Annotated in this window: 13 protein-coding genes; 4 read left to right on the plus strand and 9 right to left on the minus strand. The window is 47.5% G+C overall.

Annotated elements, in window-relative coordinates:
• Nucleotides 1-50: 50 nt before the first annotated feature.
• The 4 genes from P1U47_RS14675 to ilvY all read right to left on the minus strand — a co-directional run bounded on the left by P1U47_RS14675 (nucleotide 51) and on the right by ilvY (nucleotide 3,475).
• Nucleotides 51-647 (minus strand): sulfite oxidase heme-binding subunit YedZ, encoded by a 597-nt coding sequence (locus tag P1U47_RS14675; protein ID WP_301029966.1) that lies wholly within the window; start codon nucleotides 645-647, stop codon nucleotides 51-53.
• Complete coding sequence (gene msrP, locus P1U47_RS14680) at nucleotides 647-1,633, minus strand: protein-methionine-sulfoxide reductase catalytic subunit MsrP (RefSeq protein WP_301029967.1); 987 nt, start codon at nucleotides 1,631-1,633, stop codon at nucleotides 647-649. Before msrP ends, P1U47_RS14675 begins: the two co-directional genes overlap by 1 nt.
• Nucleotides 1,634-1,701: 68 nt before the next feature.
• A complete protein-coding gene (gene pssA / locus P1U47_RS14685; RefSeq protein WP_301029968.1) occupies nucleotides 1,702-2,517 on the minus strand; it encodes a CDP-diacylglycerol--serine O-phosphatidyltransferase in 816 nt (271 codons plus the stop codon).
• 55 nt (nucleotides 2,518-2,572) lie between these two features.
• A complete protein-coding gene (gene ilvY, locus P1U47_RS14690; RefSeq protein ID WP_301029969.1) occupies nucleotides 2,573-3,475 on the minus strand; it encodes an HTH-type transcriptional activator IlvY in 903 nt (300 codons plus the stop codon).
• A gap of 234 nt (nucleotides 3,476-3,709) precedes the next feature.
• Between ilvY and ilvC the strand changes: the two genes are divergently transcribed.
• Both ilvC and P1U47_RS14700 read left to right on the plus strand, forming a co-directional pair.
• A complete protein-coding gene (ilvC, locus tag P1U47_RS14695; RefSeq protein WP_301029970.1) occupies nucleotides 3,710-5,185 on the plus strand; it encodes a ketol-acid reductoisomerase in 1,476 nt (491 codons plus the stop codon).
• 176 nt (nucleotides 5,186-5,361) lie between these two features.
• Nucleotides 5,362-6,141: an RMD1 family protein gene (locus P1U47_RS14700; RefSeq protein ID WP_008251338.1), complete on the plus strand. Its 780-nt coding sequence runs from the start codon at nucleotides 5,362-5,364 to the stop codon at nucleotides 6,139-6,141.
• A 7-nt stretch (nucleotides 6,142-6,148) separates the two neighbouring features.
• Here the strand turns inward: P1U47_RS14700 and P1U47_RS14705 are convergent, their stop codons facing one another.
• Nucleotides 6,149-7,030, minus strand: coding sequence for a fatty acid desaturase (locus P1U47_RS14705; RefSeq protein ID WP_301029971.1), 882 nt, complete (start codon nucleotides 7,028-7,030; stop codon nucleotides 6,149-6,151).
• A gap of 144 nt (nucleotides 7,031-7,174) precedes the next feature.
• Here P1U47_RS14705 and P1U47_RS14710 point away from each other — a divergent pair, with 144 nt between their 5' ends.
• Nucleotides 7,175-8,215, plus strand: a complete 1,041-nt coding sequence (locus P1U47_RS14710) for an AraC family transcriptional regulator (RefSeq protein WP_103683261.1) — start codon at nucleotides 7,175-7,177, stop codon at nucleotides 8,213-8,215.
• On the opposite strand, the gene P1U47_RS14715 is transcribed toward P1U47_RS14710, so the two are convergent.
• The 4 genes from P1U47_RS14715 to P1U47_RS14730 form a co-directional block, all read right to left on the minus strand.
• A complete protein-coding gene (locus P1U47_RS14715) occupies nucleotides 8,212-9,036 on the minus strand; it encodes an alpha/beta hydrolase (RefSeq protein ID WP_103683262.1) in 825 nt (274 codons plus the stop codon). The genes P1U47_RS14710 and P1U47_RS14715 overlap by 4 nt on opposite strands.
• A 445-nt stretch (nucleotides 9,037-9,481) precedes the next feature.
• The gene (locus P1U47_RS14720) at nucleotides 9,482-10,861 is read right to left on the minus strand and encodes a cytochrome P450 (protein ID WP_301029972.1); all 1,380 of its coding nucleotides are present in this window, start codon (nucleotides 10,859-10,861) and stop codon (nucleotides 9,482-9,484) included.
• A gap of 50 nt (nucleotides 10,862-10,911) precedes the next feature.
• Nucleotides 10,912-11,232 carry a 2Fe-2S iron-sulfur cluster-binding protein gene (locus P1U47_RS14725; protein WP_008251347.1) on the minus strand — a complete coding sequence of 107 codons (321 nt, stop codon included), beginning with the start codon at nucleotides 11,230-11,232 and terminating at the stop codon, nucleotides 10,912-10,914.
• 150 nt (nucleotides 11,233-11,382) lie between these two features.
• Nucleotides 11,383-13,905, minus strand: a complete 2,523-nt coding sequence (locus P1U47_RS14730; RefSeq protein ID WP_301029973.1) for a TonB-dependent receptor — start codon at nucleotides 13,903-13,905, stop codon at nucleotides 11,383-11,385.
• Between the two features lie 321 nt (nucleotides 13,906-14,226).
• Here P1U47_RS14730 and P1U47_RS14735 point away from each other — a divergent pair, with 321 nt between their 5' ends.
• The gene (locus P1U47_RS14735) at nucleotides 14,227-15,747 is read left to right on the plus strand and encodes an aldehyde dehydrogenase family protein (protein ID WP_301029974.1); all 1,521 of its coding nucleotides are present in this window, start codon (nucleotides 14,227-14,229) and stop codon (nucleotides 15,745-15,747) included.
• Nucleotides 15,748-15,760: the final 13 nt, after the last annotated feature.

The raw sequence follows: 15,760 nt of genomic DNA on the forward strand, positions 1-15,760 counted from the left end.
GTCCGCGTCAGCAGTTGAGGAGGCGCATTATAGAGATGCCAGCTTGGGAGTCAACGAGTTTCGTAAACTTTCTTTAAGCGGGGGTAAAACAGCAGCAATATAAGGGCGCCGTACAGCACTGCGTCGAAGTAACTTGAGCGGACCTGCCAGAAAACATGCACCCAAGCGAGTACGGCAACAAGGTAAATCAGTTTATGGACTTTCTTCCAATTTCGGCCAAGCGCACGGATCGCTTTAGTATTAGAAGTCACACCTAGGGGCAACATAAATAACCACGCCAAAAATCCTACTATTATGTAGGGCCGCTCAGACAACTCCTCTAGCGCAATATCCCAATCCCAGCCAAACAGATAAGTAAGCACAACTAAAAAGTGCAGACTGGCATAAAACCACGCATACAAACCCAGCAAGCGCCGAAAGCGAATCAGCTTCGGCATATTCAACCATTGCCGCAGAGGCGTAACCGCCAAGGTGACTAACAATAGTCGAATCGACCACTCACCGGTCATCAGTAATAGCGCTTTAACTGGATCAGTGCCGAGACTCTCACTTAGCGCCGCCCAAACTATATAGGTAAGGGGCAGCAAACAAAGCAGGTGCAATACCGGTTTGGCCAAACGTGACCCAAGCGAGGCATCGTTCGCCATTAGTAGTTGCGCCGCAAGTTCATATCTTTATACAGACCCGCAACCTGGTCACCATAGCCATTGAACATTTGGGTTTTAATACGATTAGGGCTCAGCAAGCTGCCCGGCAAGCGGCGCTCATAGCGCTGAGTCCAGCGCGGATGATCGACATCGGGATTCACGTTTGCGTAAAAACCGTATTCACTTGGCGCTATGGCCTGCCAGCTGGTCTTAGGCTTAACCGCCGTAAAACGAATTTTCACAATGGATTTAATACTCTTAAAACCGTATTTCCATGGCACCACCAGCCGGATAGGCGCGCCATTCTGATTAGGTAGAACCTTGCCATACATGCCCACACTCATAAATGCGAGAGGATGCATGGCCTCGTCGATGCGTAGTCCTTCGGTGTAGGGCCAATCGATGACACTAAAGGACGAGCGCTGCCCCCGCATTTCACTGCGCCGAGACAATGTGGTGAATTCCACGTATTTAGCATTTGAGGTCGGTTCAAACATTTTTAGAAGATCCGCCAGCGGGAACCCCACCCAGGGAATAACCATCGACCACGCCTCAACGCAGCGTAATCGATAGATACGCTCCTCTAAGGTCATGAGCTTCATGATGTCTTCTAGGGGGTATTTACCAGGCTTGGCTACATCACCTTCTATTACTACAGACCAAGGGTCGGTGGTCAGAGAGTCCGCATAGCGCGCGGGGTCAGACTTGTCGGTACCAAATTCGTAATAGTTATTATAAGTACTGGCATCGGTAAACGAGGCCAACTTCTCATCGGTATAAAAAGGATTATCTGATTTAGCAACTACCGACTGGTAATTAAGCGCAGCCAGCTCGGGCTTGGTTGCGGCGGCACTGGCCAGTGGCAAACCCAAGCCAGCCAGCGCAGCGCCCACACCAATGCTTTGCATAAACTGGCGACGCTGAAGATAAATGCCTTCCGGCGTAATCTCGCTACTGGGTATATCTGAAGGCGAACGGATAATCATGGCGCAAACTCCCCAAGGATTAGTTTCTCCTCTTTAGATGCGCCAGATACCGCGATGTTACAAATGGCTCACTTAAATCGGCGATAGACAGCCTGTACGGGACCAGACAGCGCGTAGATCAGGGCTGCTGCCAATAAGACCCGCGCAGGATCCACTGATACCAGGCCAAAAATGAGTACAACAACGATCATCACCACAAACGGCACTCGACCACGGAAGTCGATACCTTTAAAACTGCTATAGCGCACGTTCAATATCATCAGTATGCCGCAAGCGGCCATAAGAATACCGGCAAACACCTCAAGCTCGAAGTGCACTCCCTTCTCAACCCAGCCCTCTTCGGCGCACACCCACACTAGGCCAGCCATGACTGCCGCGGCAGCGGGACTTGCCAAACCCGTGAAGTAATTCTTGTCCGCCGTGTCTATTTGGGTATTGAAGCGCGCCAAACGCAAGGCGGCACAAGCGACATAAATAAAGGCCACAGCCCAACCAAATTTACCTAAATCGACCAAGGCCCAACTAAACACCACCAATGCTGGAGCCACACCAAAAGACACCATATCGGACAGGCTATCGTATTCTGCACCAAATTTACTTTGGGCGTTCATCAGCCGCGCAACTCGGCCATCTAAACCATCAAATATCATGGCGGCAAAAATAGCGATAGCGGCATTTTCAAAATTGCCGTGCATGCCAGAGATGATGGCGAAAAACCCGGCAAACAGTGCCGCGGTGGTAAAAAGATTGGGCAACAAATAAATTCCGCGCTTGCGCTCGGTCTTACCGTTAACCGACACCTCTTCCTCATGATCATCAATCAACAACAAGGCCTCGGTATCAAACGGCGATTTCGGCTTGTCGCTGCCCTGTGGTTCTGTCATAGCATTCCCGATTCGTTAAATAAGCTTATAAAAACAGTATCATAAATTAAATACGCTAGCTGTACGATGACCTAGCGCAATCCCAAAACGCTTTGACCAACGGATTAGCCAATCGTTGCTGTAATACCACCACCCCAATTTCCATCATCGGCAAGGCGGGTTCCACCGGAATGACTCGCACTCGTTCCCGCAAAAAACTCGTTGCCAGAACCAGCTCCGGCACCACACCAATCCCCAAGCCCAAGGCCACCGTGCTCACAATGGCCTCATGACCACTGACCTGTGCGTAAACACTGGGCTTAATTTGCATTTGCCGAAACCACTGTTCAATCAGGGTTCGCGCCACCCCGCGCTCCGGCAGAATAAAGGGCAGACTCGCCAAGGTTTGCGGTGACAACACCTCACCCGCCGCAGCGATCTGTTCATTCACTGCGCAGGGAATATTCGGCACCAACAAGCGCAGCGGCGAGCGCGTTAACTCTTGATACTGCAAACGCGGCGACAATTGCTTTGGTTTGGCGGTAATACCCAAATCCTCGCCACCCTCGGCAATGCGCTCAATGGCATCCGCCTGATCACCAGTATGCAGCTTCAATTCTATAGCAGGATAGCGCTGCCGAAACACCTCAAGAATATTACTAAGCACACTATAAGACGCCGTAACCGAACAAAATAAACCCAACTCCCCCTGCAAGGTTTCGCTGTGCACGTGCAGGCGCTGAATAATCGACTGCCAATTCACCACCGCCTGTTCAGCATAGCGCAGAAATTCCCGACCTGCGGCGGTCAACTGAACACGACGATTATCTCGCTCGAACAAGGAAACACCAACTTGCTCCTCTAAACGCATCACCGAGCGGCTTACCGCTGAAGCACTGAGATGGATGGCCTCGCCGGTGCGGCCAAAGTGCAGGGATTGGCTGAGATGGATGAAGGTTTGGAGTTCTTTGAGGTTCATGGGGGTAAGTCTGACGTCGGATGTCTGGTGTCGGACGCAAAAACCTCATTCCGCCGGAGACTTTTACTTCCGACGTCAGACGTCAGACGTCAGACACCCGACTCAATGTAAAAAACGCAACATAGCATCAACTATATATCATTTTACGCAACATACAAGCAGTGCTAAAGTGGCCGCCATTGTGGGATACCACCTCCCCACGAGCCAATTTCAAACACCTATTAGGAGAGAATCATGGGCCAGAATTACTTCAATAGCCTGCCGCTACGCCTTCAGCTACAAGAACTCGGCAAATGCCGTTTTATGGATCGCAGTGAATTCGCTGACGGCTGCGAATACCTGAAAGGCAAAAAAATTGTCATTATCGGTTGTGGTTCACAGGGCCTTAACCAAGGTCTTAACTTGCGCGACTCTGGCCTGGATGTGTCTTACACACTCCGCGCCGAAGCAATTGCATCCAAGCGTCAGAGCTGGAAGAACGCAACTGAAAACGGCTTTACCGTTGGCACCTACGAAGAACTCATCCCCACCGCTGACGTGGTAATGAACCTTACCCCAGACAAGCAGCACACCCCCGTTGTTAACGCGGTTATGCCGTTAATGAAAGAAGGCGCTTGCTTAGATTACGCACACGGCTTCAACTTGGTTGAAGAAGGCATGCAAATTCGTAAAGACATCACCGTTGTTATGATGTGCCCGAAATGCCCAGGCACCGAAGTACGCGAAGAATATAAGCGTGGCTTTGGTGTTCCTACCCTGATCGCTGTTCACCGCGAGAATGATCCTAAAGGCGAAGGCATGGCCATTGCTAAAGCACTGGCTTCTGGCACTGGCGGCGACCGCGCCGGTGTTCTGGAATCGTCACCGATTGCCGAAGTTAAGTCTGACCTAATGGGTGAGCAAACCATTCTTTGCGGCATGCTGCAAACTGGCGCAATTCTTTGCTTCGACAAAATGGTTGAGCAAGGCATCGACGCGGGCTACGCCTCTAAGCTGATTCAGTACGGCTGGGAAACAGTCACCGAAGGCCTGAAGCACGGCGGCATCACCAATATGATGGATCGTCTTAGCAACCCTGCCAAAATCAAAGCCTTTGATTTGGCCGAAGAGCTGAAAGACATCATGCGCCCGCTGTACGAAAAGCACCAAGACGACATCATCAGCGGTCACTTCTCCAAGACCATGATGGAAGACTGGGCGAACGACGACAAAAACCTGCATGCTTGGCGCGCCGCCACCGCAGAAACAGCCTTTGAAAAGACCCCTGCCGGCGATGTTAAAATCAGCGAGCAAGAGTACTACGACCACGGTATTTTGCTGGTTGCTATGTGTAAAGCTGGTGTAGAACTCGCGTTTGAGTGCATGGTTGCTGCCGGTATGGAGCCAGAGTCTGCTTACTACGAGTCGCTGCACGAAACGCCACTGATCGCTAACACCATTGCCCGTCGCAAGCTGTATGAAATGAACGTGGTTATTTCAGACACCGCTGAATACGGCTGCTACCTGTTCGATCACGCTTGTCGTCCACTGCTAGCAGACTTCATGAGCAAGGTGTCTACCGACATCATCGGTAAAGGCCTGAACACCAAAGACCTCGGTGTAGACAACCAAGAGCTGATCACCGTTAACGCGGCGATTCGCAACCACCCAGTTGAAGTTGTTGGCCGCAGACTGCGCGGTTACATGACTGCAATGAAGAAAATCGTTTAAAAAACGCATTTTCAGCACAGCGAAGGGGCCTCACAAGGGCCCCTTTTTTTATGCCTAATTTTGTTCAAAAATCGACCAATAGATATTGCCTAACAAATAGACTGCGAATATGATGCGCGCCCAGTGGCATCCTGCCACTTTCCGACCGGCCGGCGCGCCCCGCACGAGGTGGCAATATGCCATTTTGCAATTCAACAATCAGCGTTATCAACCTAGGTGACGCATTCCAAATACCAGAGCTTGAAAGTGCCGCCCTTGCGCCCTATGAGTTCACCCGCTATCGCGACGCCTATCATGTACCCACCGTGTCTGGCGAAGCTTGGCTGTTTCAATACGGTATAGTGGTATTTTGGGCCGTGTCTGACGACGACCAACAGCTACTCATAAAACGCGTGACACCTTATATTCTGCTGGAATCAACCAAACGCGGCCGCGAGCTATTTCAGTTCACCTTAAACGCCGAGCAGCTCAGCGTTCGCGGCGACCAAATATCGCTACCTGGCGACGACCATCTGCTTAGACTGGCGGTATCTCACGCACTGGCACAATCTACCCAGCTGATCGTGTTTGAAACCATGGTCTTGGACAATATCAAAGCCACCGCGCATATACCGGCTACCCTAGCAGAAAAGGGCAAAATTCCCCTGCGGCGCAAAGAACTGGCCAAAATTCGCGGCCGCCTGTTTGCGGCCAAAAGCGATATTATTTTGCATTATGGCTTGCTCGATACCCCAGAGTTTTTCTGGGAGCACCCAAACCTAGAATCAACCTATATGCAGCTTGCTCGCTACCTCGACATTAAGCCGCGGGTTGACGTCTTATCCCAAAAGCTGGGCACCATACACGAGCTTTTAGAAATACTGGCCGACGAGCAAAACCACAGTCACAGTGCTTTTCTCGAATGGATCGTCATCCTGCTGATTGGCTTTGAAGTTGTGATGGCGGCGTTTCACTAAGCTAATACTAGGTCACCGGCGCCCGACTCCAGATACCAAGAATTGGCGTACCATGCGCACGCAGTATCGGCTCAATATCCCGATGCAGCGCGTGATAGCGATAGAAGGGAACCCGAGGAAATAGGTGGTGAACTGAGTGAATATTTTGGCCTAACCAAAACCATTCCATCGGACGCATCCACGGGGGCATAATGAGGCTACTCGTATTCTGGTAGCGCTCAGTATTGTCATACGGATAATGCGGCCGATACGCAAACCAATAAGCCGTAAAGAGACCGCCAAAGAAATACCCCACCAAAACAACAATAGAGATGCCAGGCTGATCAATAAGCAAGATAGCAAGTAGACGCCACCCCAGCGAGAAACACAGTTCAGCACTGTAAACAACACGCTCTTTTAAATCGGCAGAGTGCCAATTATTTTCCGCGAAGAAACTATTCTGAGCATAGAAGAACTTTAGGGTCGTCAGCAACACACTAAAAGGCCCCTTACCCATCTCGCTAATCAAATAATCCGGGTCCTTTCCTTTAATGTTGGTATAACGGTGATGAGTAAAATGCTCGTGACGATGGGAGGCAAACGGAACACCGATAATGGGCGCAACCAGATAGCCACAAACATCGTTCACCCACCGCATCCTCGACCTACTACCATGAATATTTCCGTGGACAGCTTCGTGCAAGGGCGTATACGCCATATAGGTTAGGACACTAACAAGCGGTGTAGCCAACCAAACGGTTATCACATCATTTGCAAAAAGCACTATACATAGTACGAATAGACTACATACAAGAAATGTAAGCGCTATCGTCGGCCAAGCAACTTTACCCATATAACTTATCGCGGCACCTAAAGCCTTCTTATTTAAGTCCTTTAGCTCTTCCTGCATTGTCATTACCATGTAATAATTGAAAATTGAATTATTTAACAGTACTCAATGTACAGCGGCGCCTTTAAAAGTAACATGACACTTATGTCCTTTCGCGCGGTACTTATGGCCACAAATTAGCGCCACCCAACTCAGGCTTTTCACATGGGAAATACCCAGAGCACCCGTCGTCCCGTCGCTATAAGCAAAGTGATGATAAATTTTGCGAAAAATCACGGTGTAGATACGGAAACCTGCTTATTTGGGACCGACATTTCAGAGCACAGCCTTAACGACGGCGCGGTACTCATAGAGCGTGAACAGGAAATGCGGCTCATTGAAAACATCATGCTCGCACTACCCAATATACCCGCACTAGGCTTTAAAATTGGCCTTTGCTACAACATCGCCACTTTCGGGATTTGGGGTTTCTCATTGCGAACCTGTCGAACCCTCAGGGACGCCCTCAACACCGCACTGCGTTTTCTACCTTTAAGCACCGCTTATTGCGAGATTAACGCCTTTGAGGAAGGCGGCTATTTTGGTTTGCTCATGAACCCGCAGTCCATACCCAGCCATCTCCGCGAGTTCTTGTTAGAACGAGATATGGCCGCCAGCATCATAATCATCAAAGAACTTAGCCTAAATGAAATTCAGACTATGCAGACCGAGTTTACTACCTTGGATACAACAAACTCAGTCTACATAGAGTCGGTCTGCGGAGTTAAACCACTTTATCAAAGCAGGCGCAACGCCATCCGCGTTCCTATTAAATATATTGATAAACCACAGCCTACTTACGATGCCAACCTAGCGAGACTATTAAGCGATCAATGCGCAAGACAATTGCGCCAGCGACAAACTGGCGGAATTCGCGATAGCGTTAGGAATCAGATTTTAGGCGACTTAGGGCTAATGGCGTCGCTAGACGATGTTGCGTCGGCAATAAACCTATCTAGCCGCACACTCCGGCGCAAATTGGATAATGAAAGCACCAGCTTTCGAGCCCTAGTAGAGGAGGAGCGAAAACAAATGGCATTCCAACTTCTAATCAGTAGCGACATGAAAATAGATGAATTGGCTGCACATTTAGGCTACACCGACACAAGTAGTTTTACTCGTGCCTTTCGACGCTGGAGTGACTGCTCACCAAGGGATTACCGACTGTCTCATAACGCCAGGAAAATACCAAAAAACGAAGACTAGGAGCTGACTGTAACAAAGCTACCCCCATCGACCTTTGCTAGGAAGCTTTTAACTATTTCCATAACCTTTACTGGGTCTTCATGGTGCGGGACATGACCTACTCTGTCCATAATAACGGCCAGGGAGTGACCTGAAGCAGAGCCCGCAATGAAATTGGGAAACGCGACTGATCCGTATTCATCATTGTCACCATGAATTGCCAACACCGGACACTGCACCTCCTTTAGATGGCAACCTAGATTCCAACCTCTGAACTCAGGATCAAGCCAAGTTTCAGTCCACGCAGCCAAGACCCAGCGAGCTTTATTACCATGGTATTTGGTAAGTTTTCCCATATTGATCGGATTACTGAAGTACTGCTTCGCAGCTTCGATCCCGTTTATTGTTTGTTCTTCGATAAATGGCTGCGCAGACTCGGCAATAAGACTAGAGCAGAGCTTAACTCGGGAGTGAATAGCAGCAATTGCTATCGCCATACCACCGCCGACACTATGACCAAATGGAACCACCGCTTCCAGGCCTAGAGACGCACAAAGTGATGGGAAAACAATTTCCGCTTCTTCGTCAATGAATCTGCGCGATGGTCGTTCTACGCGTTCGCTGGACCTACCAAACCCCAGCCGGTCATAGGCGACAACTGTGCGACCAAGGCTAAGGGAAAGCTGAGCCGGAAACTCTCGCCACAGAGCTACACAGCCTAACGAATCATGCAACAGGACGATTGGAGGTGACGTTGGCGGTTCTACTGGATGCCAAATCCGGACATAAATACTTCCACCCGGAACATCAACATATTTTTCTTCTGATTTTCCGCGCCGCATAAATTATACCGCCTCTATTAGCATGAAGATGGAACGACAAGCATTGGAAAAGTAGCATTCAGCGTTATAAAGGAAAAATATCGCGATCATCCAGAATGCCTCATTGTCGGTTAATGAATAAAGTATCGCCTTCAAGGAAATACTGGCGCAGAAGTTTATCGCAATTGACGGCAACCTAGAAAGTCGGCGCTCGCTATAATTAAGAACATGAATAAACGAGGGTAAGCACTACAAAATAGACGATTATTTAACTATATATGTACTATAAACGTAAAATTATTTCATAAAAAGGCCCCCGAAGGGGCAAAGGCATCGTCAATTACTCAGCTATAAACGCCGAGAAAACCAGAATATTAACTCTAATAAATTTAATTTAAATACAGTACAAGGGAAAGCTAACACACATTAGCAGAAAGCTCCCCCGTATGACTAACACTACTCTAAACTACTTCGATGTAAGTTTAACCATCATCTTCGAATAGCCTTTTACAAAGTTAGACTGCACATACTCGGGCTCGCCAACCACTTCGATTTTATCGAATCTCGCTAACAATTCTTCCCACAGTATACGTAACTGCAACTCAGCAAGACGATTACCCATACAGCGATGCACGCCAAAGCCAAAGGAAAGGTGGTTACGTGCGCCTTTACGATCCACGATAAACTCATCAGGCCGCTCAATCGCGCGCTCGTCTCTGTTGCCAGAGGCATACCACATTACGACCTTGTCACCCTTTTTGATGGTTTTGCCATTTAGCTCTACATCCTGCTTCGCGATACGACGCATATACGCCAGCGGCGTTTGCCAGCGGATAATTTCTGACACCATGTTCGGAATCAAGCTAGGATCGTTCTTCAGCTTAGTAAACTCGTCAGGGAAGCGATTCAAGGCAAGAACACCACCGGACATCGAGTTACGGGTGGTGTCATTACCACCAACAATTAAGAGAACTAAATTACCAAGGAACTCCATCGGCTTATTAATCAGATCCTTAGTATCTGGATTATTCTGTAACATACCGATCAGATCAAAACCTACTTCGCCACCAGCAGCAATCTTTTCCTCTTTAACGCGCCAAAGTTGAGAAAAATGCTTGGCCATATCCCTCATGCCCTCGAACAGCTCGTCGGTATTGGTCGAGCCGCCAGTCATCTCGGCACCGCCGCCAGCCAAATCTGACCAATAAACAAGTTTTCGACGCTCCTCGTAAGGGAAGTCCAGCAGTGTTGCTAGCATTCTGGCAGTCAGCTCGATAGAGACATCCTCTACCCAGTCAAACGGCGTATCTAGCGGCAGCTGATCTAGGACCTCTTGAGTACGACTGCGAATCAGACCCTCCATTTCTTTGAGATTCTTCGGTGCCACAACACCCTGCACAGCTTGACGCTGCACATCGTGCTTAGGTGGATCCATGGCGATAAACATCTCAAGTGCGAGCTCTTTCGGCGTAGCGCCAATAATGATAAACGGTTCGGCAGAAAAGAGGTCGTGATGTTTATCTACGTAGACAATGTCGTCATAACGCGTGATCGACCAAAACGGTCCGAATGGACTTTTTTTCTGATAATGAACTGGGCATTCATCGCGCAATCGCTTGAAATACGACTCCCAACGATTTTGCTTAAACAGAAATGGATTACTAACGTCAATCTCGTCGATCGCCAGCGTTGACACTTCAGGAACAGGTGCTTCTACAAACTCCGGGAATTTAGTGTACATACCTAGCTTATTTTTAGCCTTGTACAGCATATGACCGGCTTTAATTTGTAAGTGCATCGGGACGCTTGCGGCGCCCTTTTCAGCAACCAAATCAACAATTTTCATAGTATTTCCACCTATTCGCATTATTCGTTGAGTATTATTTTTGTACTTTTTTACATCTGAAATTCAGGCAAGCGCGCAACCATGCCATCCATCCCATCAGTGGTGATAATCTGGCAAGCAAGCCTGGAGGTTTCACTACGCTCGGGAGTCAGATCTAACATTTGTAATTCATCCTCGGTCGCGCCGCCGGTAATATTGACAGCACCACCTTCAATAATTACATGACAGGTACCGCAGGCGCACACGCCACCGCAATCAGCGTCAATACCTGGAATTCCATTATCCAAGGCAATTTGCATCAAGGACTTACCGGCCTCAAAATCTACTATGTGTTCAGTGCCATTGTGCTCAATAAAAGTAATACTTCCCATAGCGCTCTCCTTCGCAAAGCTGTTTGGCCGCATTAACTACTTGTACCCCAACCTTTTCGCACAAGCAGAAAATGCCCCAGGCAATATTTACGACTTAAATTTTATTAAATAATGTGACCATAAAATAATTATTTATAACGAAATTGCTCATTAAAATTTATAGGTCGCATCCACACCAAAGGTCCGCGGCGGACCTGCCTGGAAATAGTCGAATCCAAATCCAGCCTGAAGATTGATCGCATAACCATCATACTCTTCGTCTGTAAGGTTTTTGGCCCAGATGGAAACCGAGTAATTTTCATTGATTCCGCGCCAGGTCATACGAGTATTCACCAATGCATAGGCATCTTGTTTGATATTTTCATATCCGCCTTTATCGTTATAAGCGCTATACCACTGCTTATCCTGATAATTAGCATTAACATTCCAACTGAGATAGCCGCGATCGCCATTGTAAAGCTCGTAATCAATTGAGATATTACCGCTGACTTTAGGAGCCGAAATCAGCTCATTACCAGCTAAGTCAACTTCGTCATCTGGGTTGTTAAGGGTTTGGGTGTCTGACAAGGTCAGCTCGGTATACTCGGTATCAAGATAGCCAAGCCCCATCATCAACATTAACTTTTCTGTAGCGGCAAACATAATCTCAGCTTCTAAGCCTGCAATAGTAGAGCCACCGGCATTTTCCAAAAAGTTGGATACACCAACAACGTTGATAAACTGCTGATCTTTATAATCGTATAAAAAGGCTGCGGCATTAACACGAGCACGCTGATCATAAAAATCAGATTTGAAACCTACTTCATAAGCATCTATGTACTCAGGTCTCGCATAGGCATCTTCGAAATCGCGCTCACGATAATAAACACCGCCATTAAAATTACCGGAACGGAAGCCCTTGCTATAACTTGCGTACATCATGAAGTCGTCATTGAAACGATAATCTAAACCAAGCTTACCGGTAAATTCTTGTTCCTTTGCCGACATTGGCGTCGAGGAGTCTGTGGTATACGGTCCGTGGGTATAACCTACCTGCCCCGTTGCGAGAAGATCTTCTAATGTCACTTGCCCACTCAATAAATTTTCTAGAAACACATCGATTTCAGCAATACCGGCATCGCCACCAAGGTTCAGCGGTACAAAGGGCTCGTCATATCGACTAGTATTACCAGGAACATATGTACCGCGCGGGCTACCATCGTAACCTTCTCTAGATATATTAAGGTAGGCAAGGTCAATTTCGTCGACGGTATAGCGAATACCAAAGTCGATTCCAAAGTCTGCGGTTACGTCAAAACGAAGCTGTGTATACGCCGCATAACTTGCCTTGTCCGTTATCATCTTCTGGTCAATTTGGCCAAAATCGAGTAGATATGGGTAAAATCCAACTGCGCCCGGATACGTGACTGCCACCCGAAGATCGGGCGCGGTCTCGTAAATTGCGTATTCATTAAGCATATCCATTTCTTCTTCGGCATAATATACACCGCCGATAAAATTGAATATGCCATCATAATTGCTGGAAATTCGAAAATCTTGGCTGAATGCCGTTGTATCTACAGCCCAACGAATCTCAAGCAATCCTTCTGGCGACCCGTCAGTATTCTGTTTCTGAGCATAGTCGGAAATACCTATTGAAGAAATGCTTGTAAAGGTGTGACTTTCACCAACAAACTCAAGTTTGTTTACTAACATATCGGAATTAACAATAAGTGGCCCCGTAAAGTTATCTTCCACTTCATGATGTCCCAGATTTTGGGACGACGCTGAGTATCCAGTGTTATCCATATACCCGCTGCTTACATCACCTTGAAGTAAAGGACCAACAACACCACCTACCGCACCAATAAGACCAGCTCCGCCATTAATAAGATCGCCACGGGGCTCATTCCTAGACGCATTTGCCATTGAATCATTTTGGCCATGGGTTAACTTAAGCACATTATTTAAATTTTCAGATATCTGCCAATTGAGTGTTAAACGCAAAGCCTGAAAATCGATTGATGATAAATTAGGGCCGCCTAAACGATTTTCAGTGTAGCCGCTATTCCGTGAAAACGAATATGCAATACGCGCAGCCAATGTCTCATCGATCAGCGTACCTTCAACACCCAAATCACCGACCCTAGAGTCATAATTGCCAGCCCCGAGCTTAGCGTTTACATGTAAACCGTCATCAATCATCGGCGTTCTAGTAATGATATTAATTGCACCGCCGGTGGTGTTCTTCCCATAGAGGGTGCCTTGTGGTCCGCGCAAAACTTCGAGACGGTCGACGTCGAAAAAGTTCATACCATGAGTATAGACCGCACCCATATATGACTCGTCGGAATAGACACCAATCGGGCTAGCCTGATTAGAACTGTAATCCGACATGCTAACCCCCCTTATTGCAAAGATAGGCTGCACCTCGCCAAAAGGGCCGCTGACTTGCATATTAGGTACTTGCGCAGATATATCATTTGCACTCGCGAAACCGAATTTTTCTAACGAATCAGAAGTCATACCGGTAATCGCAACAGGAGTATCCTGCGTACTCTCCGAGCGCTTCTGCCCCGTAACAATCACTTCCTCGAGCATTGGCGCGGCCAACGAAGTCATTGGTATATAACTTAGACTAGCTAAAGATGCACCTAACGTGATCTTTTTTAAGTAACTCTGAGATATGCGCATTTAATTATTATCCCCTCTAACACTATCGATTAAGTGCACATAATCCACCAAAAGCAATCTCACGTCTTTTCCGATGCGGACAACTTTTTGGCAAATTAGGACAGCCGCATTGGCAATGCTCAAATGACAAAAAAACGTCCTAAAAAGCCAATACCAATCAACACTAAACATCAATAATCAGTTCAAACAAATAAACAAATAAACAAATAAACAAATAAACAAATAAACAAATAAACAAATAAACAAATAAATAAATAAACAAATAAATAAATAAATAAATAAAACATTTATATCCATACAGACCAACATCAAGGACATTAAATGAACAACGCCCATGAATTACCGCTTTATCATCACATCATTAACGGCGATATAGTAAAGCCAAACTCTGGTCACTATATTGACGTGCATTGTCCTGCCACAGGCAATCTAATAGCGAAAACCGCCGATGGCGATGCGACCGATGTAGACCTCGCGGTAAACGCAGCCAGCCGTGCATTGAAAAGTACAGATTGGCGCAATATTAGCGTAACCGCGCGTTCCAAATTGCTGTATCAAATCGGTAACACGGTATTAGCGAATGCCCAAGAGCTAGCTATTCTAGAGGTTCAAGCCTCCGGCGGAACGATCAAGCGGGTAATGGGACTAGATATCTTGGCCATCGCCGATTTATTTTTCACTCTTGCCGAGTCCATCAAAAACTACCCATTTATCGAAAACCTTTCACCAAAGATTTTGCCAGAACAAGTTCACACCATGGTCGTCAAAGAACCTGTTGGCGTCTGCGGCATTATTACCGCGTGGAACTTTCCGCTTCTTTTACTTTCTTGGAAAATAGCCCCAGCCTTAGCCGCGGGTAACACCGTAGTCGTAAAAGCATCGGAATTAACACCAACATCGACATTTCGTTTAATTGAGTTAATAAATCAATTTTTACCGGCTGGTGTGTTGAATCTAGTAAGTGGTACAGGCATAAACGTGGGTGACGCGCTGGTCAAACACCCCAAAGTAAATAAAATATCTTTCACAGGCTCCACTCAAACAGGTAGAAACATTCAAGTTGCAGCAGCCGCCACGCTAAAGCGAGTCACCCTTGAGCTCGGTGGTAAAGGGGCAGCTATCGTAATGCCTGACGCCAATATCGACTTGGTCGCACATGGCGCACTGTTCGGCATCATGATGAACTCTGGGCAGGCGTGTGAATCAGCTAGTCGACTAATTGTCCATGTCGATATTCACGATGAACTCATCGCCAAAATGAAGACCCTAGCCGAGAAAATAGTTGTCGGCAATCCACTCGACCCTGCAACTGGCATGGGCCCTATTGTTTCCGAGCAACAGTTTAATCGAATTGAAGCCTATCTTAGGTCAGCGCAAGAGCAAGGCGCCCACATCATTACCGGAGGAAAGCGCAAGATTGTCGCGGGCTTCGAAAATGGCTATTTCCTTGAGCCAACTATTCTCAGCAATTGCCAGAACGACATGAAACACGCCTGTGAAGAAATCTTCGGGCCAGTAGTGTCGATCATAAAATTTACCGAGCTCGACGAAGCCATAAACATCGCAAACGATTCAATATACGGGCTATCGGCCGGCATCTGGACCGAGGACATCATTGGCGCCCAAGCCGTTGCTCGCCAACTCGAAGCTGGCTCAGTTTGGATAAATGACTGGCACATGATGCGTACAGACGCACCCTTTGGCGGAATGAAGCAAAGCGGCTATGGTCGGGAGATGAGTCATAACAGCCTAAACTCGTATACAGAATTGAAATCGATTTCGACAGCGTTTGAACGCGACCCAAGTAAAAAATCAACTTACCACTTGGTCCATACGTTTTAAGGTTCGCGACCCA

Origin of the sequence: Zhongshania sp., assembly GCF_029212375.1 — a bacterium.
In the GTDB taxonomy this organism is placed as follows: domain Bacteria; phylum Pseudomonadota; class Gammaproteobacteria; order Pseudomonadales; family Spongiibacteraceae; genus Spongiibacter.